The organism is Streptomyces sp. S.PB5, from assembly GCF_030403745.1.
Classification (GTDB): Bacteria; Actinomycetota; Actinomycetes; order Streptomycetales; family Streptomycetaceae; genus Streptomyces.
On sequence record NZ_JAQMWP010000002.1, the window covers coordinates 235,575 to 256,002 of the forward strand.

General features: G+C 71.2%; 19 protein-coding genes and 1 pseudogene. 11 read left to right on the plus strand and 9 right to left on the minus strand.

Going from position 1 to position 20,428, the window contains the following annotated elements:
* Window positions 1-9: 9 nt before the first annotated feature.
* Entirely contained in the window at window positions 10-492 is a 483-nt protein-coding gene (locus tag PH203_RS05890) for a MarR family transcriptional regulator (protein ID WP_289917162.1), read from the minus strand.
* Window positions 493-584: 92 nt separating this feature from the next.
* On the opposite strand from PH203_RS05890, the gene PH203_RS05895 reads away from it, so the two are divergent.
* Window positions 585-1,100, plus strand: coding sequence for a YceI family protein (locus PH203_RS05895; protein ID WP_289917165.1), 516 nt, complete (start codon window positions 585-587; stop codon window positions 1,098-1,100).
* On the opposite strand, the gene PH203_RS05900 is transcribed toward PH203_RS05895, so the two are convergent.
* The 3 genes and pseudogenes from PH203_RS05900 to PH203_RS05910 form a co-directional block, all read right to left on the minus strand.
* A complete protein-coding gene (locus PH203_RS05900; protein ID WP_289918241.1) occupies window positions 1,081-2,796 on the minus strand; it encodes a hypothetical protein in 1,716 nt (571 codons plus the stop codon). The genes PH203_RS05895 and PH203_RS05900 overlap by 20 nt on opposite strands.
* A 195-nt stretch (window positions 2,797-2,991) precedes the next feature.
* Window positions 2,992-3,510, minus strand: coding sequence for an adenylate kinase (locus PH203_RS05905; protein WP_289917167.1), 519 nt, complete (start codon window positions 3,508-3,510; stop codon window positions 2,992-2,994).
* A 67-nt stretch (window positions 3,511-3,577) separates the two neighbouring features.
* Window positions 3,578-3,841, minus strand: a pseudogene (locus PH203_RS05910) (hypothetical protein); the annotation flags it as partial.
* Window positions 3,842-4,081: 240 nt separating this feature from the next.
* Between PH203_RS05910 and PH203_RS05915 the strand changes: the two are divergent.
* From PH203_RS05915 to PH203_RS05930, 4 genes are all read left to right on the plus strand, one after another.
* The gene (locus PH203_RS05915; RefSeq protein WP_289917169.1) at window positions 4,082-4,471 is read left to right on the plus strand and encodes a cell division protein SepF; all 390 of its coding nucleotides are present in this window, start codon (window positions 4,082-4,084) and stop codon (window positions 4,469-4,471) included.
* 404 nt (window positions 4,472-4,875) lie between these two features.
* Window positions 4,876-6,039: an ATP-binding protein gene (locus PH203_RS05920; RefSeq protein ID WP_289918245.1), complete on the plus strand. Its 1,164-nt coding sequence runs from the start codon at window positions 4,876-4,878 to the stop codon at window positions 6,037-6,039.
* Window positions 6,036-6,362 (plus strand): nucleotide pyrophosphohydrolase, encoded by a 327-nt coding sequence (locus PH203_RS05925; RefSeq protein ID WP_289917170.1) that lies wholly within the window; start codon window positions 6,036-6,038, stop codon window positions 6,360-6,362. The genes PH203_RS05920 and PH203_RS05925 overlap by 4 nt, the downstream gene beginning before the upstream one ends.
* 190 nt (window positions 6,363-6,552) lie before the next feature.
* On the plus strand, window positions 6,553-7,023 hold the full coding sequence (locus PH203_RS05930; protein WP_289918247.1) for a DUF6099 family protein: 471 nt from the start codon (window positions 6,553-6,555) through the stop codon (window positions 7,021-7,023).
* A 178-nt stretch (window positions 7,024-7,201) separates the two neighbouring features.
* Here the strand turns inward: PH203_RS05930 and PH203_RS05935 are convergent, their stop codons facing one another.
* Window positions 7,202-7,369: a hypothetical protein gene (locus tag PH203_RS05935; RefSeq protein ID WP_289917172.1), complete on the minus strand. Its 168-nt coding sequence runs from the start codon at window positions 7,367-7,369 to the stop codon at window positions 7,202-7,204.
* Window positions 7,370-7,608: 239 nt separating this feature from the next.
* Between PH203_RS05935 and PH203_RS05940 the strand changes: the two genes are divergently transcribed.
* Window positions 7,609-8,532, plus strand: coding sequence for an LLM class F420-dependent oxidoreductase (locus PH203_RS05940; RefSeq protein ID WP_289917174.1), 924 nt, complete (start codon window positions 7,609-7,611; stop codon window positions 8,530-8,532).
* Between the two features lie 107 nt (window positions 8,533-8,639).
* Here PH203_RS05940 and PH203_RS05945 read toward each other — a convergent pair whose 3' ends face one another.
* A complete protein-coding gene (locus PH203_RS05945) occupies window positions 8,640-9,440 on the minus strand; it encodes an SAM-dependent methyltransferase (protein WP_289917177.1) in 801 nt (266 codons plus the stop codon).
* Between the two features lie 104 nt (window positions 9,441-9,544).
* On the opposite strand from PH203_RS05945, the gene PH203_RS05950 reads away from it, so the two are divergent.
* On the plus strand, window positions 9,545-11,020 hold the full coding sequence (locus tag PH203_RS05950; protein WP_289917183.1) for a 3' terminal RNA ribose 2'-O-methyltransferase Hen1: 1,476 nt from the start codon (window positions 9,545-9,547) through the stop codon (window positions 11,018-11,020).
* Entirely contained in the window at window positions 11,017-13,560 is a 2,544-nt protein-coding gene (locus PH203_RS05955; RefSeq protein ID WP_289917185.1) for a polynucleotide kinase-phosphatase, read from the plus strand. Before PH203_RS05950 ends, PH203_RS05955 begins: the two co-directional genes overlap by 4 nt.
* A 681-nt stretch (window positions 13,561-14,241) precedes the next feature.
* On the opposite strand, the gene PH203_RS05960 is transcribed toward PH203_RS05955, so the two are convergent.
* Window positions 14,242-15,132 (minus strand): hypothetical protein, encoded by an 891-nt coding sequence (locus PH203_RS05960; RefSeq protein ID WP_289917187.1) that lies wholly within the window; start codon window positions 15,130-15,132, stop codon window positions 14,242-14,244.
* Window positions 15,129-16,334 carry an SPFH domain-containing protein gene (locus tag PH203_RS05965; protein WP_289917189.1) on the minus strand — a complete coding sequence of 402 codons (1,206 nt, stop codon included), beginning with the start codon at window positions 16,332-16,334 and terminating at the stop codon, window positions 15,129-15,131. The genes PH203_RS05960 and PH203_RS05965 overlap by 4 nt, the downstream gene beginning before the upstream one ends.
* A gap of 134 nt (window positions 16,335-16,468) precedes the next feature.
* Here PH203_RS05965 and PH203_RS05970 point away from each other — a divergent pair, with 134 nt between their 5' ends.
* Complete coding sequence (locus PH203_RS05970) at window positions 16,469-17,692, plus strand: arginine deiminase (RefSeq protein WP_289917191.1); 1,224 nt, start codon at window positions 16,469-16,471, stop codon at window positions 17,690-17,692.
* An 80-nt stretch (window positions 17,693-17,772) separates the two neighbouring features.
* Complete coding sequence (gene argF / locus PH203_RS05975) at window positions 17,773-18,780, plus strand: ornithine carbamoyltransferase (protein WP_289917194.1); 1,008 nt, start codon at window positions 17,773-17,775, stop codon at window positions 18,778-18,780.
* 27 nt (window positions 18,781-18,807) lie between these two features.
* Here the strand turns inward: argF and PH203_RS05980 are convergent, their stop codons facing one another.
* Window positions 18,808-19,260, minus strand: a complete 453-nt coding sequence (locus PH203_RS05980; RefSeq protein WP_289917196.1) for an ATP-binding protein — start codon at window positions 19,258-19,260, stop codon at window positions 18,808-18,810.
* 314 nt (window positions 19,261-19,574) lie between these two features.
* Here PH203_RS05980 and PH203_RS05985 point away from each other — a divergent pair, with 314 nt between their 5' ends.
* Window positions 19,575-20,402: an enoyl-CoA hydratase family protein gene (locus PH203_RS05985; protein ID WP_289917197.1), complete on the plus strand. Its 828-nt coding sequence runs from the start codon at window positions 19,575-19,577 to the stop codon at window positions 20,400-20,402.
* Window positions 20,403-20,428 lie beyond the last annotated feature (26 nt).

A 20,428-nucleotide genomic window follows, 5' to 3' on the forward strand; every position in this document is an offset into this window, starting at 1 on the left:
CACCGGCGACTACTCCGTCGCGGGCTCCTCGGCGAACCCCGGCATCAGGGCGCGCATCGCCTCGCACTGGGCCGAGCCCATGATCCGGGCCAGCGCGTCCTTCACCGTCTCGGCGAGGACCCCGGAGGCCTCCGCCAGCAGCGTTCGCGCCTTCTCGGTGAGGGCGACCTCGATGCCGCGCTTGTCGCCGCAGACCGACCTGCGGGTGACGAGCCCGGCGTGCTGGAGGCAGGCGATCTGGTAGGTGAGGCGGGTCTTGGGGCGGCCCAGGAGCTCGGCGATGCGGGTCATGCGGACGCCCTCGCCGGGGTTGTCGGCCAGCAGGCACAGGATCAGGAACTCGTCGTGCGAGACGTCGAGACGCTCCTTGACGACCGAGCGCAGCTCCTGCTCCACCGCTCCGGTGGCGGCCAGCATCAGCATCCAAGCGTGCAGCTCCGCGGGCAGGAGCCCGCCACCTGCGGCGGAGGGACAGTCGGAGTGATCGGCCATGGTTTCCAGTCTACCTGTTGTCCAAATTTGAAGTATCGGCTAGCGTGCTGTCATCCAAATTTGGACTACAGCAGTAGCAGGAGTGAATGATCATGACCGTCGCCGTCGAAACCGGAACCTGGCAGCTGGACTCCGCCGCCTCGACCGTGGGGATCAAGCACAAGACGATGTGGGGCCTGGTGACCGTGAAGGGCACTTTCGGCGCCGTCACCGGACAGGGCGAGGTCCGGTCCGACGGCTCCGCGGTCGGCACCCTGACCCTGGCCGTCGCCTCCCTGGACACCAAGAACGCCAAGCGCGACACCCACCTCAAGGGCGCCGACTTCTTCGACGCCGACAACCACCCCGAGATCACCTTCGCGGTCCGCAGCGCCGAACTCCGCGACGGCGACAAAGTCCACGTCGTAGGCCAGCTCACCGCGCGCGGCATCAGCCGCCCTCAGTCCTTCACCGCCCGCCTCGTCGGCGCGGACGCCGACGCCCTCATCCTGGACGCCGAGTTCTCCGTGGACCGCGAGCACTTCGGGATGGGCTGGAACCAGCTGGGCATGATCCGCGGTCTCACCACGGTCACCACCACCCTCCGCTTCACACGGACGGCAGCCTGACGTAGGCGCTGGACAGCGTCTGCGGTGCGTCCGTGAAGGCACGCAGCCGGATCCGCACCCCCGCGCGGGGAAGGACGTACTTCCCGATGTACGGCCCCGCGGGAGGCCGGAGTTCATAGCGCGCGGTGGCGTGGGCGGGGAGCGCGGCCGGACCTCGCACAACCGTCCAGTACTGGCTCATGCCCTGGCCCGTGGTCAGCATGAAGTGGGGTGCGAGGGCCGTGCCGGACGTGTTGGTGACCTGGAGTGCGAGCCGGGAGCCGGCCACCGGCGAGGCCCGGTGCAGCGCGGCGACCCGCATGTGCAGCGGCGGCGTTCCCGTCGCCGCCCACGCGGCGCTCAGCAGGGCCGGGAGCAGCACCAGCGACGCCACCGCGACCCGTGCCCCCGGCCGGGCGAACAACCGCGGCCTCGGCTGCCACGCCGTCGCGAACTCCGAGGCCGGTGCGGTGACCGCGGCCGCCAGCCACAGCGGCGTCATCATCAGGTAGTAGCCGTCCTGCGAACGCGTCGCCAGAAAGAACGCGCACCAGGGCAGCACGGTCGCCGCGGGCCCCAACCGCCGTACGAACAGCACGAACAGCGTGAGCAGACCCACCGCGAGCAGCGCACTCGCGTGCGCGTACCAGTCGAGACGGTCGCTGCCGTCCGTGAGATAGATCGACACACCCACCAGGCCCTGACCGTGCAGCACCGCGCCCTGTGTCAGCGGCAGGGCGATGCCCCTGAGCCAGGCGCCCGGCTCGCTCACGATGAAGTACGTGTTGATCAGCAGCCATACGGTGACGGCGACCCCGGTGATCCGCAGCAGCACCAGCGTCGCGGCCCGGCCGCCCAGCTCCCCGCGCCGCACCGCGTAGATGCCGGCGAGCAGGAACGGTGCCAGGAACCACGGCAGTTGCTGCGCCGCGCACGCCGCGCCGAGACAAGCGGCCCGCGCCACCCCGGCCGCCCCGAGCCGCCCGCCCCGCCCGATCCGCGGCCAGTTCACGACCACCGGCACCAGTAGGGCGAGCGCGACGATCGCCGGGTAGCCGAGCCGGCCGTACTGCGTCAGCATCGCGAACCCGAGGCACACCATCGTCGCCGCCGGCCGCCACGGCACGGGCAGCATCCGCCACAACACCACCGCACCGACGATCAGCGCCCCCGTGCTCACCGCCGTCGCCGGGGCGGCACCGTGGCCGAGCCACAGCAGGGGCGCGGTCAGCAGCGGGGCGAGCGGGGGATAGCCGTACGTCAGGTCGTAGCCGCCGGTCACGGTCGGGGTGAGGGCGACCCCGTGACCGAACAGCCAGGGCCAGGGCTGCCCGTAGACCGGGTGCCCGGCGACCAGCTCCTTGGCGGCCTGGGTGGTCAGAAGCGCCTCGTCGCTGCCCCGGTGGAACACCGACCAGGCCGAGAGCGCCAACGTCACGGCCGTCACCAGCACGCACAGGTCGACGCGGGCGAGCGACCGTGTCCGGCGCACCACCAGCGCCAGCACCCCGCACACCAGGATCGAGGCGTAACAGACCGAGATCACCGCCGCCACGGCCATCCGGTGCGAGGCCGCCTGCGCCCACACCGTGCGGGTACCGATGAGCAGGCTGATGTCGGCGAGCAACGTCAGGACGCGGTGCCACTGCGCGGGGGACTCCGGGGCCGTCTCGGACACCACCGACCGCGTCCGCCGCCCGGGTGTCACCGGCTTCATTTCTGCCAAGTGCACGGGACCGGAAGGTAATCGGGGGTGGTGAGCGAGGTGGTGGTGGAGGTGAAGAGTCCGGTAGGAGGGCGGTAAGAAGACGAGTTTTTCGAGAGGTATCGCCTTAAATCACGACACCACGACACCACGACCCACGGCATCGCGGCGTTCAAAGGGCGATCGAAGGGTCGATCAGAGGGTCGATCAGAGGGACGTCAGCCAGGCCGCCGTGTCGTCGGGGTGGCCGAAGCGGAGCGTGTGCAGATGAGCGAAGCGGGGATCGCGGATCCGGCGCCCGATCTCGTGCCGGCGGATCCCGTGCTGCGACCACGCCCACCACACCGGGTGCTCCCGGCTCAGCCAGCCCGCCCAGGTCTCCCGGTTGCCGCCGAAGATGACCTCGCGCGTGACGGTGCGCCGGACGGACCGGCGCAGCACACGCGGCATGATGACGCGCCTGGGATAGTCCAGCCAGACCACGGTGTCGGCCCGGCCCCACAGCAGGTCGCGGACTTCCGGATAACCGACGGAGTCGACGATCCAGCGGGACCCGTCGGTGAGCCGTGACACGTCCTCGGTCAACTCGTCGTTGACGGCCCAGCCGGGGCCGCTGAAGTACAGCGCGTCCATCTCGTGGTACGGCAGCCCCAGCCGCCCGCTCAGGGCATGGGCGAGGGTGGACTTGCCCGCACCGGTGACGCCCACCACCAAGATCCGCTCCACGGGCGCACCCTATCCCGCACCCTCAACAGACGTCCCGCACATGTCGCTTGGCCGAGGCCGGCTGCTTCACATACGCCGCGGCCTCCGGGCCCTCGATGACGGTACGGCGGCCCGCGACCGAGGCGACCGGGTTGGCGCAGATGATCCAGCAGGCCTTGATCTCGCCGTCGGCCATCCTCCGGAACATCTCGACGGTGCCCTTGCCGACGCCGTCCTTGCCGACGCCGTCCTTGCGGGCCGTGCCGGGCGGCAGCTCCCACCGCTTCTCGATGAACTCCCGCTCGGCATCGACGAGAACCGACCGCTGACCGGGAAACCCCGGCCCGGAGTGGTGGGGGTCACACGGGGCCCTTGCGGCGGTCGGCTTTTGCTCCCAGAGCGTACGAATCGCCCATTACGCCGGTGTCACACGGCTTGATCACGAGCGGCTACGTCGGCCACACAGCTTTCGGGGGCACGATGTGAGGGGGTGAGAGCGTCGCGCACCGTGTCGCTGTTGGGCCGAACGGGTGACTTGGCGTAAGAATTGGCCGGTGCAGGCAATGAAGGCGAGCGAGTCCGGGGGGAACCGGTGAACAGGTACGACGTCACCGATGAACAGTGGGAAGGGCTCGCCCAGGTCGTTCCGTTGCGCGGCCGGGACGCATGGCCGTCGGCGGTGGACCACCGGGTCCCGCCGGAGGCGGCGACGGAACCCCGCCGTCGCTTCGTCGTCCTGCGGGTCAACGTCTTCGGCGACGCCCGCGAGGTCGCCGAGACCCTGATGGCCGGCATTCCGGTGCTCCTCGACCTGACCGGCGCGGAGGGCGAGGTCGCCAAACGCGTCCTCGACTTCAGTACCGGCGTCGTCTTCGGCCTCTCCAGCGGCATGCACCGCGTCGACCGCAACGTCTTCCTGCTGACCCCGCCGGGAACCGAGGTCAGCGGCCTGATGGAGAGCGCGGGTGCCCCCGGCGTGTGAGCCCGGTCCCCCGATCGTAGGAAGCGCCTTCCGCCGGAACGGTTCACCAGCCGACGGAGCCCTACGGTCCGGATATGTGCGCGACTTCTGTGCCGGCGGACTCCGCGGCCAACAGGGTTCCGAAGACCTCCTACGACCACCGGGTGCCGGCCCAGGGACGGGCGGGGACGCCCGGCGAAGGGTGCCCGGAGGTTTCGGGCGTGAGGTCCGACGGGGTGGCCGCAGAGGAGCCCCGGGACGTGTCGGCGGCGAGGTCCGCGGAGGCGTCTGCCGAAGGGTGTTCGGAGGCGTCGGGCGTGAGGGCTGCGGGGGCGGTCGGCGAGGGGCGTCCCGTGGTCTCGGCGGCAAGGTCCGCGGAGGCGTCCGTCGAGGAGCCCCCGGACGCATCGGTCGGGGCGCGCTCGGTGGCGTCGTCGCCTCGCTCGCCCGGCGTTCGCGTCGCGACCGGTCATCACCCCGGTCGCCCGCACCTCACCGAGCTGAGGCTGTCCGCCTTCGCCCGCCACCGCCGCGCGACCATTCCGATGAGCCCCCTCACCCTTCTCGTCGGGCCCAGCGGTTCCGGCAAGACGAGTGCGGTGCGGGCGTACGAGGCGCTGGCGCGACTTGCCGGCGGGATGGAGCTGGGGGAGGTGTTTCCCGATCCGCTCGGCTGTGTGCCGGAGCGGGCGCGGCCCGATGCCCAGCAGCGCAGGGGGTTCCGGATCGGGTGCACCGCTGACGGGCCCGAGGGGCCGGTCCGGCTCGACGTGGCGGTGCAGGCCGAGCCCGAGCTGCGCATCGTGGGGGAGCGGCTGGCGGCCGGTGGGGTCGTGCTGCTGGAGACCGCGTTGCGCGATCCGTCGCGGCGGTCCGTGCAGGCCGCCTGGCACACCGCCGGCTCCTCGCCCGTGACCCGCGCCCCGCTCCCCGACGACCGGCTCGGCACCGCGCTGCTCCCCTTACGCGTGGCCGGCAAGACCGACGGGCAGCGTCGGGTGCTCGCCGCCGCCGAGCAGATGGTCGTCGCGCTGCGGTCCGTGTTCGCCTGCGATCCGCGGCCCGACCGTATGCGGGCCCCCGTCCCCACCGGCTCCGGGCGGTTGCTCGGTGGCTGCGACAACCTCGCCGACGTCCTGTGGCGCACCCGCGCGGAGTGCGCGCGCCGGCACGGGCAGTTCGTCTCGGCCGTCGGCACCGGATGCGCGGGCCCCGTCACCGACGTGTGCGCCGAACTCCTCCACGACGGCACGGTCCAGGCCGCGCTCGACCGCGGCGACGGCGTCCGTACGGCGCTCGCACGGCTCGGCGACGGCGAGCTGAGGTACCTCGCGCTCGCGCTCGTGCTGTTCACCGGGCCCGGAGTGCTGGCACTCGACCAGGCCCACGAGGTGCCCGAGGCGATGCAGACGCTCACCGTGCTCGCCGACGGGTTGGACCGCCGCCTCGACCCCCACCAGCGCGCCGAACTCCTGCGGCTCGCCGGGCGGATGTGCGACCGCGGACATATCCGGCTGCTCGCCACGGCCACCGACGCGTCCTGGGCCACCGGGACCGAGGGCCTCACGGTGGTACACCTGGAGCCGTGACAGACCATCTCGATGTGGCGAAACTGCAGCGCAGGCTGGCCGAGTTCGCCGCCGCCCGCAACTGGCAGCCTTACCACACCCCCAAGAACCTCGTCGCCGCGCTCAGCGTGGAGGCCTCCGAACTGGTCGAGATCTTCCAGTGGTTGACCCCGGAGGAGTCGGCCCGCGTCATGGCCGACGCCGACACCGCGCACCGCGTCACGGACGAGGTCGCCGACGTCCTCGCGTATCTGCTGCAGCTGTGCGAGGTGTTGGGCATCGATCCGCTCGCCGCACTGGACGCGAAGATCGACAGGAACGAGCGGAGATTCCCGGCGCCGTAGCGGCGGTTGGCGCGGCCGAGGCTGACGTCGACAGGGAGTAGCCCGGTCCGTTTTCACTCTCCGCAGTCAAAATTCGGCCCGAAACCGATTCGTTGTCCACAGATTTCCGCCTTCCTCTGGCTTTTCGTCCCGTGGACCCTCACTCTGGGTAGTGGAGAACGGAGTTCGGGCGGCGGACGGGGGCAGCGGCATGGACGCGGTGCGGCTCATTGTGACGAGCAGACGCGCCCTCGCGGGTGGCGGTGACCCGCCTCAGGTGTTGACGGAGGTGTGGCAGGCACAGGCCCTGGCCCAGGCGATAGGGAGCCGGCTCGCTGTCTCGGGGCCGCCCCAACTCCGGGGCGAGGCAATCGGGTTGACCGAGCTGGCGGGCAGAGGATGCGGTGTCCTGGACAGTCCGAACCTGGACACCGCCGACCTGCGTGCCGCCCAGCTCACCGAACTGGGCGACGCCCGCCAGGCCCTCGTCTGCCTCGGCGGCCTCCTCGGCGAGGTGGGCATCGCCCTGGTCGGCCTCGCCTGCGCCGCGGACGACGAGGGCATGTACTGGCAGTGCATGGAGGCGATCGACGCGGCGGACGAGTCCCGGGACCGCGTCCTGTGGATGCTCCGCAAACTGGAGGACGGGGAACAGGGATCACCGGTACGGGAGGCGGTCTGACGCCTTCTGGGACCACGGATCCTGTGGGACCGCCGGCCTTCCGGGACCGCGGCCTGGCACGGCCCAAGAACTGCCACGGCCCAAGAACTGCCACGGCCCAAGCACCGGCGCCCAGGAGCCGGCGCCGCTCCCCAAGAGGTGGCGCGGTGGCTCGTGTTCGTCGCCCCGCGCCTCGCCCTTACTTCGCCTCGCTCTCCTCGCCCCCGCGCCCCGCCGACTGCAGGTCCGCGTCCAGGGCGGAGAGGTCCGCGTTGAGTGCCGCCATCAGCTCCTCCATCTGCTGCAGCAGCCCCTTCGGCTGACCGGAGGGCCCGGCACCCTGCTGCGGCACGGATTCTTCGGACATGACGGCCTCCTCGGCCCAGGCCTCCACGGGAGGCCGACACGGGTGACGCCCGGCGCTGACCGGCCGGCGCGGGCGCCGGTCGGTCCGGCTCCGCCCGAGCAACGATCATCGCCTTCACCGGGTCACTGGCCCGGGCAAGCCCTGTTCACGGCGTTGACGGAATTTCACCCGACCGGGCAGGACTGGGGCCGCGGGGACGGATGCGGTTGACCGATACGTCAGCGTGCAGGATGGGGGGTATGGATCTTCGCATCTTCACCGAGCCCCAGCAGGGCGCCACCTACGACACCCTTCTCGCCGTCGCCAAGGCCACCGAGGACCTCGGCTTCGACGCCTTCTTCCGCTCCGACCACTACCTCAAGATGGGCTCTGTGGACGGCCTGCCCGGCCCCACCGACGCCTGGATCACCCTGGCCGGCCTCGCCCGCGAGACCAAGCGCATCCGCCTCGGCACCCTGATGACCGCCGGCACCTTCCGGCTGCCCGGCGTGCTCGCCATCCAGGTCGCGCAGATCGACCAGATGTCCGGCGGCCGCGTCGAACTCGGCCTCGGCGCGGGCTGGTTCGAGGAGGAGCACAAGGCGTACGGCATCCCGTTCCCGAAGGAGAAGTTCGGCCGCCTGGAGGAGCAGCTGGAGATCGTCACCGGGCTGTGGGCGACGAAGGCCGGCGACACCTTCGACTTCCACGGCACGTTCTACGACCTCACCGACTCCCCGGCGCTGCCCAAGCCCGCCCAGGAGAAGATCCCGGTCCTGGTCGGCGGCCACGGCACGACCCGCACCCCGAAGCTCGCCGCGAAGTTCGCGGACGAGTTCAACATGCCCTTCGCCGGAGTCGAGGACTCCGAGCGGCAGTTCGGCCGGGTACGCGCCGCAGCCGAGGAGGCCGGCCGCAAGGGGGACGACCTCGTCTACTCCAACGCCCTGGTGGTCTGTGTCGGCAAGGACGACCAGGAGGTCGCCCGCCGCGCCGCCGCGATCGGCCGCGAGGTCGACGAACTGAAGCTCAACGGCCTGGCGGGTTCCCCGTCCGAGGTCGTCGACAAGATCGGCCGCTACGCCGCGGTCGGCTCCAGCCGCATCTACCTCCAGGTCCTCGACCTTCACGACCTGGACCACCTGGAACTCATCTCCTCCCAGGTGCAGTCGCAGCTGTCGTAAGGCGTGAGCGGACGGCATCACCGGCTCGGCCGAGCGGTGGTGCCGTCTCTCTATGTGCCCTCTCTGTGTTCGGTGAGGCGTCTGACGAGAACCTGACGCGACAGACGTCACGGCTTGAGGGCCACCCCCACATACAGCGGAATCTCCTCGCCGCCCTGCGGGGCACCGAGCTCCGGATGCCACGACGCCGCGAGCACCACCCCGGGGTCGACCAGCTCCAACCCCGTGAAGAACGCCGAGAATTCGGCGCGCGAGCGCACCTGCGCGTCCGTGCCGCCCTTGCGGTACACCTCGACCACACGCTCCCACGTCTCCGGGTCGAAGTCCCCGGTCGCATGAGAGAGCGTCAGATAGCTTCCCGGCGCGAGCGGTTCGAGCAGCTCACGCACGATCCGCGCAGGCTCGTCCTTGTCCGCCACCAGGTGCAGCAGCGCCACCAGGGACAGCCCGATCGGCTGCGAGAAGTCGAGGCTCTCCCGGGCCGCCGAGAGGATCTTCGCCGGTTCCCGTACATCGGCCTGGATGTAGTCGGTCCGCCCTTCCGGCGTGCTGTGCAGCAGGGCCTCCGCGTGCCGGAGGACGATCGGGTCGTTGTCCGCGTACACCACGCGTGCGTCAGGGGCGATCCCCTGGACGATCTGGTGGAGGTTCGGCTCGGTCGGGATGCCGGTGCCGATGTCGAGGAACTGCCGCACGCCCCGCTCGGCCAGCAGCCGCGAGGCCCGGTGCATGAACGCCCGGTTGGTCCGGGCCATCTGACTCACGGCGGGGAAGAAGGACGTCACCTGCTCGGCCGCCGCGACGTCGACCGGGTAGTTGTCCTTCCCGCCCAGGAAGTAGTCGTACATACGAGCCGAGTGCGGCTTGCTGGTGTCGATCCGGTCTGCGCCCAAGCCGGTGTCCGTCATGCGATGTCTCCGCTTCCGTGCGAGCGAAAATTCCCGAGTGCTGCCGATGTCCGGTCTGTACGGTGTGCATATCAGCAGTTCAGACCCTACTTGAGGCCAAGCCCGTGTTCCTTTCGATCAGCACGACCGGCACCCCCGAACGTCCCGCCACCGACCTCGGCTTCCTGCTCCACAAGCATCCCGAGAAGGCGCAGGCGTTCTCCACGTCCTACGGCAAGGCGCATGTCCTCTACCCCGAGGCCGATGCCGAGCGCTGCACGGCGGCGCTGTTGCTGGAGGTCGACGCGGTGGCGCTGGTCCGGAAGGGGAAGGGCAAGGGCCGCGGCGGGGCGCCCGACGCGGCGCTCGCGCAGTACGTCAACGACCGTCCGTACGCGGCGTCCTCGCTGCTCGCCGTCGCACTGAGCTCCGTCTTCTCCAGCGCGATCCGCGGGGTGTGCAACGCCCGCCCCGAGCGCGCCGCCGAGCCGCTGCCGCTGCGCATCGAGGTGCCCGCACTGCCCGCCCGGGGCGGCCCCGACCTCGTACGGAAGCTGTTCGAGCCGCTCGGCTGGACGGCCACCGCCGAACCGGTCGCGCTGGACCCGCAGTTCCCGGAGTGGGGCGACTCGCGGTACGTCAGCCTGGTCCTGGAGTCGCAGACCCTGACCCTCGCCGAGGCCCTGCGGCACCTCTACGTCCTGCTCCCCGTCCTCGACGACGCCAAGCACTACTGGGTCGCCACCGACGAGGTCGACAAGCTGCTGCGCGCCGGTGAGGGCTGGCTGCCCGACCACCCCGAGCAGAAGCTGATCACCAGCCGCTATCTGTCGCGTCGTTGGTCGCTGACCCGCGAGGCGATGGAACGTCTCGAACTGGTCCGGCTGGCCGAGGCCGACGACAGTGAGGTCGAGGAGATCGACAACGCCGTAGCGGCGGAGACCGAGGAGGAGGAACGGCCGACACCGCTCGCCGTGCAGCGGCGGGACGCGATCATCGCCGCCCTCCACGCCTCGGGCGCCGCGCGCGTGCTCGACCTCGGCTGCGGTCAGGGCCAGTTGGTGCAGGCGTTGCTCAAGGATGTGCGGTTCACCGAGATCGTCGGCGTCGACGTGTCGATGCGCGCCCTCACCATCGCCTCCCGGCGCCTCAAGCTGGACCGCATGGGCGAGCGGCAGGCCTCCCGCGTCAAGCTCATCCAGGGCTCGCTCGCCTACACCGACAAGCGGCTCAAGGGGTACGACGCCGCCGTGCTCAGCGAGGTGATCGAACACCTCGACCTGCCCCGGCTGCCCGCCCTGGAGTACGCCGTGTTCGGCGCCGCCCGCCCCCGGACCGTCCTGGTGACGACCCCGAACGTCGAGTACAACGTGCGCTGGGAATCCCTCCCGGCCGGCCACGTCCGGCACGGCGACCACCGCTTCGAGTGGACGCGCGAGGAGTTCCGGGCCTGGGCCGGGGCGGTGGCCGAACGGCACGGGTACGACGTGGAGTTCGTGCCAGTCGGGCCGGACGACCCGGAGGTCGGACCGCCCACACAGATGGCCGTATTCGAGATGAAGAGCACCGCTGACACAGAGAAGGAGGCGAAGGCGGCATGACCGAGAACCAGACCAAGGGGCGCGTGCTGCCCGTCACCGACCTCTCCCTCGTCGTCCTCGTCGGCGCCTCCGGCTCCGGCAAGTCCACGTTCGCGCGACGGCACTTCAAGCCCACCGAGATCATCTCCTCGGACTTCTGCCGCGGCCTGGTCTCCGACGACGAGAACGACCAGAGCGCGACGAAGGACGCCTTCGACGTGCTCCACTACATCGCCGGCAAGCGGCTCGCCGCCGGCCGCCGTACGGTCGTGGACGCGACCAGCGTGCAGTCGGACTCCCGACGCCAGCTCATCGAACTGGCGCGGCAGTACGACGTGCTGCCCATCGCCATCGTCCTCGACGTGCCCGAGGAGGTGTGCGCCGAGCGCAACGCCGGCCGCACCGACCGGGCCGACATGCCGGTCCGGGTCATCAAGCGGCACATCCGTGAACTCCGGCGTTCCATCCGGCACTTGGAGCGCGAGGGCTTCCGCAAGGTGCATGTCCTGCGCGGGGTGGAGGACGTCGAGAACGCCACGGTCCGCACCGAGAAGCGCTTCAACGACCTCACCCACCTCACCGGCCCGTTCGACATCGTCGGCGACATCCACGGCTGTGCCTCCGAACTGGAGTCGCTGCTCGGCAAGCTGGGCTACGTCGACGGTGTGCACCCGGAGGGCCGTACCGCCGTCTTCGTCGGCGACCTCGTCGACCGAGGACCGGACAGCCCGGGCGTACTGCGCCGCGTGATGTCGATGGTGAAGTCGGGCAACGCCCTGTGCGTCCCCGGCAACCACGAGAACAAGTACGGCCGTCACCTGAAGGGCCGCAAGGTCCAGCACACCCACGGCCTGGCCGAGACCATCGAGCAGATGGAGGGCCAGTCGGACGAATTCCTCGCCGAGGTGCGGGAGTTCATCGACGGGCTCGTCAGCCACTACGTCCTCGACGGCGGCAGGCTGGTCGTCTGCCACGCAGGTCTGCCGGAGAAGTACCACGGCCGCACCTCCGGCCGGGTCCGCTCACACGCGCTCTACGGCGAAACCACCGGGGAGACGGACGAGTTCGGGCTGCCGGTGCGCTACCCGTGGGCCGAGGACTACCGGGGGCGGGCGGCGGTTGTTTACGGTCACACCCCGGTTCCGGAAGCAACATGGTTGAACAACACCATCTGCCTCGACACCGGTGCCGTTTTCGGCGGCAGGCTCACCGCGCTGCGCTGGCCGGAGCGGGAGCTGGTCGACGTACCGGCGGAGCAGGTCTGGTACGAGCCGGTGAAGCCGCTGAAGTCGGAGGCGCCGGGCGGTCACGACGGCCGTCCGCTGGACCTGGCGGACGTCAGCGGCCGCCGGGTGGTGGAGACCCGGCACCAGGGCCGGGTGGCGGTCCGCGAGGAGAACGCGGCCGCGGCCCTTGAGGTGATGAGCCGTTTCGCGGTGGACCCGAGGCTGCTGCCGTACCTCCCGCCGACCATGGCACCGACGGCGACCAGCCACGTCGACGGCTACCTGGAACACCCGGCCGAGGCCTTCGCGCAGTACGCGCAGGACGGGGTCGCGCGGGTCGTGTGCGAGGAGAAGCACATGGGTTCGCGGGCGGTGGCGCTGGTGTGCCGGGACGCGGAGACGGCTCGGAAGCGCTTCGGTGTGGACGGCCCCACGGGATCTCTCTACACCCGTACCGGACGCCCGTTCTTCGACGACGAGTCGGTGACGGAGGAGATCCTGGGCCGGCTGCGGTCGGCGGTGACCGAGGCCGGGCTGTGGTCCGAACTGGACACTGACTGGATCCTGTTGGACGCCGAGCTCATGCCGTGGTCGCTGAAGGCGTCGGGGCTGCTGCGCTCGCAGTACGCCGCCGTCGGCGCCGCGTCCGGGGCGGTGTTCCCGGGTGCGCTCGCCGCGCTGGAGGGAGCTGCCGAACGGGGCGTCGACGTCGGGGAGTTGCTGGGCCGCCAGCGCGAACGCGCCTCGAACGCGGCCGCGTTCACCGAGGCGTACCGGCGCTACTGCTGGACCACGGACGGCCTGGACGGCGTACGCCTGGCCCCGTTCCAGATCCTCGCGGTGCAGGGCCGCAGCCTGGCGTACCTGCCGCACGACGAGCAACTGGCCCTGCTGGACCGGCTGGTGGAGCACGACGGCACCGGTCTGCTCCAGACCACCCGTCGCCTGTACGTCGACACGGCCGACCCCGAGTCCGTGCAGGCGGGCGTCGACTGGTGGCTGGAGATGACGGGCCGGGGCGGCGAGGGCATGGTGGTCAAGCCGCTCGGCGCGGTCGTCCGGAGCGGGGAGGGCCGTCTGGTGCAGCCCGGTATCAAGTGCCGGGGCCGGGAGTACCTGCGGATCATCTACGGTCCGGAGTACACCCGCCCCGACAACCTCACCCGGCTGCGTCAGCGCTTCCTCAACCACAAGCGGTCGTTGGCCATCCGCGAGTACGCGCTCGGCCTGGAGGCCCTCGACCGGCTGGCCGAGGGCGAGCCGCTGTGGCGGGTGCACGAGGCGGTGTTCGGGGTGCTGGCGCTGGAGTCGGAGCCGGTGGACCCACGCCTGTGACCTGGCCTCGCGGCCGGTCCGTCCCTAGGGTTGTCCCCGGGGGCGAGCCGGCCGCACAGGCTTGCCGCGGGCTGCCGATCACGGTCCGGGGCGGAGGGGGCGGCGAGTTGGATGCGGAGGCAGGCGAGGCGGCCCCGCCGCGGCCCGTGCCGCCGCCCCACCGGACATCGACGGCCCACCCTCCGCCGCCGAGCCGTTCCTCCGAGCGCACCGGCTCGATGGGAGCCTCATGTCCCCGCAGGTACTGCTCGGCGGACCGGCCGAACTCCTTTGTCCGGCCTGCCTGTTCGCCCGACTGACGGGCGGGCTCTGCCCGGGCCGCTGGATGGAGCCGCCAGAGCCGCCCCGGCCGCTGGAGGTGTCGCCCGAGCCGTCCCCGCCGCTGATGAGCCGCCCGAACCGCCTTTGCCGCCCGGGGTGTCGCCGAGCTGCCGCCCCGGCCGCGGGGGTGTCGCCCGAGCTGCCCCCGCCGCTGATCCGCCACTGATGAGCTGCCCGAGCTGCATCCGCCGCTGGCGGTGTCGTCCGAGCCGTCCCCCGGCCGGGGATGTCGCCCGAGCTGCCCCGCCGCCGATGAGCCGCCCAAGCCGCCCCCGCCGCCAGATGAGCCGTCCGAGCCGCCCGCCCCCGCCCCCACCCCGACGCTCCGCCGCGCACCCCCCACCCCGGCCACACAACCCGTCACCCCACCAGCCGCAGCCGCTCCGCACACACCCCCACCCGCACCGACTGCCCCCACGTCAGCTCCAGCGCATCGCTCTCCATCCCGTCCCCGAACGCGATCAACCGCTCCGACTCGACCGTCAGCCGGAGCCGGGCCGAGGCCGACAGCTCGCCCGCCACCAGGGACGTACCGGTCGCGGGGGAGGGCCAGGCCTCCCGTACGAACCACACGAGCCGTTCCTCCGCCGGTCCCGGCAGGCGCAGTGCGGCACCGCGCTCCTGCCACACCGAACGGAGCCAGCCCGTCGCGCCCGTTCCCGTGCCCACCAGCACCCCGGAGGAGGCCTGGGCCTCGACGGCACCCCCGTCGTCGTCGAGGCCCAGGCGGTAGCGGGCGGTCTGGTGGCCGGCGGCGCCGAGGTAGATCTCGTTGAGGGCGACGAGGCGCTGGGTGTCGTCGGCGACCGCCTCGACCATGGTGAGTTCGTCGACCGGTGCGGCTGTCGAGGTCAGGAGTTTCGCCGCGTCCTGCGGGCGGTGCCGCACCAGGACGCCCGGGTTGCGGCCGGGGTCGGTGTCGATGCCCAGCACCGGCTGTCCGGCGAGGTACTTGGCGACGTTCGCCACCAGCCCGTCCTGGCCGACGACGACCACCACGTCCTCCGGCGCGAACAGGAAACGGTCCAAGTCGGCTCGCTCGACCCTCGATTGACGCCATGTCAGAGGGATCGCCGAGGTGACCTCCGCCAGCGCCTGCCGGGTGCGGCGATGGCGTTCGGCCACCTCCTCGATGTCCCGGCCGCGGGAGGCGAGGAAGAACGCGGCCTGGCCGTGGGTGCCGTGGTGGGCCACCAACTCCTCGTACTCCGTGGTGCGGTGGACGAGGACGACCCGCGGGGCGAGGCTCATGCCTGGTCCCGGGCGCCGCCCAGCTTGGCCAGCAGGCCGGTCAGGACGTCGGGGGAGACGGTGAGGTTCTCGATGTGCGGCAGGCTCTCCGCGAGCCGGGTCCCGGCGAGGGCGTGCAGCACCGCCACGTCCACGTCCCCGTGCACCCGCAGCCATGCCTCCTGCGCCTGCGCCCGCGCCTCACCCACGGTCCGCGCCCCTTCGGCCTCGGCCCGGGACAGCCGCACCGCCCGTGCCGCCTCCGCCTCGGCGAGCTTGAGGGACCGGGCGGCCTCGGCGTCGGCGAGCCGCACCGACCGCTCGGCCTCCGCCTCGGTCAGCTTCAGGGAGCGTGCCGCCTCCGCCTCGGCGGACTTGACCGCACGCTCCGCCTCCGCCTCTGCCAGCTTCACGGTCCGCGCCGCCTCGGCCTCCGCCAGCTTCACCGACCGGGCCGCCTCCGCCCCGGCCCGCACCGCGTCCGCCGCCGCGTGCTCCTCCGCCTCCCGGCGGGCGTTCGTGCCCCGCTGCTCGACCAACTGCTCCTCGCGCCGGGCGAGTTCGATCTGGCTGGCCAGTTCGTTCTCGGCGATGGTCCGCTCCCGTTCGACCGCCACCGCCCGCCGCTCGTACGTGGCCCGGTCCGCCTCCTGCTGGATCTGCTCACGGGCGGGGGTGCGCAGGGCGCGCTCCACCTCCGGCTCCGGACGCAGCGCGACGACCCGTACGGCCACCACCTCGATCCCGGTCGCCGGCAGCCGCGGTTCCGCCGCGAGCCCCGCGGCGACCCGTTCCCGTACCGCCGCCACACCGTCCACCAGCGCCGACGACAGCGGCGTACGGGCGAGCACGTCCAGCGCGTGCTGCTGTGCCGTCTCCGTCAGCAGCGTGCCCAGCTGCTCCAGCGGGGTGCCGCGCCATGCGCCGGTGTCCGGGTCGATCGAGAAGTCCAGACGGGCCGCGGCGAGCGCCGGGTCGCTGATCCGGTAGGTCACCGTCGACTGCACCGCCACGTCCTGGAAGTCGGACGTGCGGGCATGGAAGGTCATCGCCAACTCCCGGTCGTCGACCGGTACTTCGGAGAGGGCGGCGGTCAGTGCGCGGAACCAGAAACTGAGGCCCGGACCGTCGTGCAGCAGTTTGCCGCCGCGGTGGTGCCGGATGTGCGCCGTGGGCGCGCCGCGCAGATGGCGCCAGCCCAGACGCCGGGTGATGTCGGCCACGAGACCCCTCTTTTCGTCGAGAGGACGATAATTGCGCATCGACTCGCTTATCGTCAAGGGGACGAAAATTGGATGCGGTAAGTGAAGTGGTCAAGTAGGGGGTGAATACGGTCTCCGGTGGTCAGGATGGAGGCATGGGATTCCATGTCGACTCCGAGGCCGGGCGGCTGCGCCGCGTCATCCTGCACCGGCCGGATCTCGAGCTCAAGAGGCTCACCCCCAGCAACAAGGACGCACTCCTCTTCGATGACGTGCTCTGGGTGCGCCGCGCCCGCGCCGAGCACGACGGGTTCGCGGACGTGCTGCGCGACCGCGGGGTCGCCGTCCATCTCTTCGGCGACCTGCTCACCGAGGCCCTGGCGATCCCGGCGGCCCGCACCCTCGTCCTGGACCGGGTCTTCGACGAGAAGGAGTACGGCGTCCTCGCCACCGACCATCTGCGCGCCGCCTTCGAGACACTGCCCGCACCCGAGCTGGCCGAGGCCCTCGTCGGCGGCATGACCAAGCGGGAGTTCCTCGACGCGCACGAGGAGCCGGTCTCCGTCCGCTTCCATGTGATGGACCTCGACGACTTCCTCCTCGCCCCGCTGCCCAACCACCTCTTCACCCGCGACACCTCGGCCTGGATCTACGACGGGGTCTCGGTCAACGCCATGCGCTGGCCGGCCCGGCAGCGCGAGACGGTCCACTTCGAGGCGATCTACCGGCACCACCCCCTCTTCCGCGATGAAACGTTCCGCGTGTGGAGCGAGGGGCAGGCCGACTACCCGTCCACCATCGAGGGCGGCGACGTCCTCGTCATCGGCAACGGCGCCGTCCTCATCGGCATGAGCGAGCGGACCACCCCGCAGGCCGTCGAGATGCTCGCGCACAAACTGTTCGACGCCGGGTCCGCGCAGACGATCGTGGCGCTCGACATGCCCAAGCGGCGGGCCTTCATGCACCTCGACACCGTGATGACGATGGTCGACGGCGACACCTTCACCCAGTACGCCGGGCTCGGCATGCTCCGCTCGTACACCATCGAACCGGGCGTCGGCGACAAGGAGCTCAAGGTCACCGACCATCCGCCGGAGCACATGCACCGCGCGATCGCGGCCGCGCTGGGGCTGAGCGAGATCCGGGTGCTGACCGCCACGCAGGACGTGCACGCGGCCGAGCGGGAGCAGTGGGACGACGGCTGCAACGTGCTGGCCGTCGAGCCGGGCGTCGTCGTCGCCTACGAGCGGAACGCCACCACCAATACCCACCTCCGCAAGCAGGGCATCGAGGTCATCGAGATCCCGGGCAGCGAGCTGGGGCGGGGGAGGGGCGGGCCGCGCTGTATGAGCTGTCCCGTGGAGCGTGCGCCTGTATAGACATGCCGACTGTATAGAAATGCTGATCGTCGTATAGACTTCCAGAGTCCCCTTGTCACGTACCACCTCTGGAGCGCCCCATGGCGACCGTCCCGACCGCCCTCGCCGGGCGCCACTTCCTCAAGGAGCTCGACTTCACCGGGCAGGAGTTGCTCGCTCTGGTCGAGCTGTCCGCGGAGCTCAAGGCCGCGAAGAAGGCCGGGACCGAGACCCAGTACCTGCGCGGCAAGAACATCGCGCTGATCTTCGAGAAAACCTCGACGCGCACCCGCTGCGCGTTCGAGGTCGCCGCCGCGGACCAGGGTGCCGCCACGACGTACCTCGACCCGTCGGGCTCGCAGATCGGCCACAAGGAGTCCGTACGGGACACCGCGCGGGTGCTCGGCCGGATGTACGACGGCATCGAGTACCGCGGGGACAGCCAGCAGAAGGTCGAGGAACTGGCCGCGTTCGCCGGTGTCCCCGTCTTCAACGGTCTCACCGACGACTGGCACCCCACCCAGATGCTCGCCGACGTCCTGACGATGACCGAGCACAGCGGCAAGCCGGTCGAGGAGATCGCCTTCGCCTACCTCGGCGACGCCCGCTTCAACATGGGCAACTCCTACCTGATCACCGGCGCCCTGCTCGGCATGGACGTCCGGATCGTCGCCCCCAAGTCCTACTGGCCCGCCCAGGACGTCGTCGAGCGGGCCCGGAAGCTCGCCATGGACAGCGGGGCGCGCATCACGCTCACCGAGTCCGTGGCGGAGGGCGTCGCGGGAGCGGACTTCGTCGCCACCGACGTATGGGTCTCCATGGGGGAGCCCAAGGCGGTCTGGGACGAGCGGATCGCGGCCCTCGGTCCGTACGCCGTGACCATGGACGTCCTGCGCGCCACCGGCAACCCGGACGTCAAGTTCCTGCACTGCCTGCCGGCCTTCCACGACCTGGGCACCAAGGTCGGGCAGGAGATATACGACTCCCACGGCCTGGAGAGCCTGGAGGTCACCGACGAGGTCTTCGAGTCGGCCCACTCCGTCGTCTTCGACGAGGCGGAGAACCGACTGCACACCATCAAGGCCGTACTGGTGGCGACGCTCGCCTGACGGAGACCGGGGCGGGGGCGGGCACGGTCACGCCGGGCGCCACTGCGGGGGCACCACCGGCAGTCTGAACCACACCGCCTTGCCGGACTCGGTGGCTCGGTGCCCGCAGGACGAGCTCAGGGCGCGGATCAGCAGCAGGCCGCGGCCGTGCTCCTGCCAGGGGTCCGGGTCGATGTCGACCGGGCGGGTGAGATTGCCCGGCGGGGCCGGGTCCGGGTCGTGGACCTCGACCTGGCAGCCGGTCGGGAGCAGCTCCACGACCAGCTCTATCGGGGCGTCCCCCGCGGTGTGCTCGACGGCGTTCGCCACCAGCTCGGCGGTCAGCAGTTCCGCGGTGTCGCTGTCGGCCCCGTGCTCCAGCTCAGCCAGCGCGGTGCGCACCAGCGCACGGGCCACGGGCACGGCCGCGGCGGAGTGCGGGAGCGCGATGCGCCAGGAGGCGGAGGCTGAGGGGCGATCTTGCAAGGCGGTTCCGTTCATGAGCAGGCTGTCCTGCTTTCAACCTTATGAATGGTACGGCGCCGCCCGGCAGAGGCGTCCGACGGGCACCGTACGGGACCTTCGGCCCCGTTACCGGGCGGCTTACCCCTCACAACGGCCCGCCTCGCACGGCTGCTCCCGCCGTAGCCGCTCTGTCGAGGAGCCGTGACAGATGTGACGGGTCCAGGTCACTCCCGGATGCTCTTATCGCGCACTCGTGACGACAGTCAAAGATGGGTGATAGCTTCGAGGGTAGAGCGTGGGAGAGCGCACCTTGTCCGAGTACTTGTCCGAGTACGAGGAGGCCGCACCGCATGAGTCCCTTCACCGGCTCCGCCGCCCGCACCGCCCGCTGGGAACACCTGCGGGTCGAGGTCGCCTCCGGCGTCGCCACCGTCACCCTCGCCCGCCCCGACAAACTCAACGCGCTCACCTTCGGCGCCTACGCCGACCTGCGCGATCTGCTGGCCGAGCTGTCCCGGGAGCGCTCGGTCCGCGCCCTGGTGCTGGCCGGCGAGGGCCGTGGTTTCTGCTCCGGCGGCGACGTCGACGAGATCATCGGCGCGACCCTGTCGATGGACACCGCCCAGCTCCTCGACTTCAACCGGATGACCGGGCAGGTCGTGCGGGCGGTACGGGAGTGCCCGTTCCCGGTGATCGCGGCGGTGCACGGGGTCGCGGCGGGCGCGGGCGCGGTGCTCGCGTTGGCGGCGGACTTCAGGGTGGCCGACCCGACGGCAAGGTTCGCGTTCCTGTTCACGCGGGTGGGCCTGTCGGGCGGCGACATGGGAGCGGCGTATCTGCTGCCGCGGGTGGTGGGGCTGGGCCACGCGACCCGGCTGCTGATGCTGGGCGAGCCGGTCCGGGCTCCGGAGGCCGAGCGCATCGGCCTGATCAGCGAGCTCACGGACGAGGGGGCGGTGGACGAGGCAGCCCAGTCCCTGGCCCGCCGCCTGGCCGAGGGCCCCGCATTGGCGTACGCCCAGACGAAGGCGCTCCTGACGGCGGAACTGGACATGCCGCTGGCGGCGAGCGTGGAACTGGACGCGTCGACGCAGGCGCTGCTGATGAACGGGGAGGACTACAAGGAGTTCCACGCGGCGTTCACGGAGAAGAGGGCGCCGAAGTGGAGCGGACGGTGAGGGTGGCCACCTCAGGGGCGCGGCCG

Coding starts and splice junctions, on each gene's coding strand:
- PH203_RS05960 (WP_289917187.1), bottom strand. CDS start 15,132: ATGAGCCTCGCCCCGCGGGTCGTCCTCGTCCACCGCACCACGGAGTAC.
- PH203_RS05935 (WP_289917172.1), bottom strand. CDS start 7,369: ATGTCCGAAGAATCCGTGCCGCAGCAGGGTGCCGGGCCCTCCGGTCAG.
- argF (WP_289917194.1), top strand. CDS start 17,773: ATGGCGACCGTCCCGACCGCCCTCGCCGGGCGCCACTTCCTCAAGGAG.
- PH203_RS05900 (WP_289918241.1), bottom strand. CDS start 2,796: ATGAAGCCGGTGACACCCGGGCGGCGGACGCGGTCGGTGGTGTCCGAG.
- PH203_RS05940 (WP_289917174.1), top strand. CDS start 7,609: ATGGATCTTCGCATCTTCACCGAGCCCCAGCAGGGCGCCACCTACGAC.
- PH203_RS05955 (WP_289917185.1), top strand. CDS start 11,017: ATGACCGAGAACCAGACCAAGGGGCGCGTGCTGCCCGTCACCGACCTC.
- PH203_RS05985 (WP_289917197.1), top strand. CDS start 19,575: ATGAGTCCCTTCACCGGCTCCGCCGCCCGCACCGCCCGCTGGGAACAC.
- PH203_RS05980 (WP_289917196.1), bottom strand. CDS start 19,260: ATGAACGGAACCGCCTTGCAAGATCGCCCCTCAGCCTCCGCCTCCTGG.
- PH203_RS05895 (WP_289917165.1), top strand. CDS start 585: ATGACCGTCGCCGTCGAAACCGGAACCTGGCAGCTGGACTCCGCCGCC.
- PH203_RS05890 (WP_289917162.1), bottom strand. CDS start 492: ATGGCCGATCACTCCGACTGTCCCTCCGCCGCAGGTGGCGGGCTCCTG.
- PH203_RS05930 (WP_289918247.1), top strand. CDS start 6,553: ATGGACGCGGTGCGGCTCATTGTGACGAGCAGACGCGCCCTCGCGGGT.
- PH203_RS05970 (WP_289917191.1), top strand. CDS start 16,469: ATGGGATTCCATGTCGACTCCGAGGCCGGGCGGCTGCGCCGCGTCATC.
- PH203_RS05945 (WP_289917177.1), bottom strand. CDS start 9,440: ATGACGGACACCGGCTTGGGCGCAGACCGGATCGACACCAGCAAGCCG.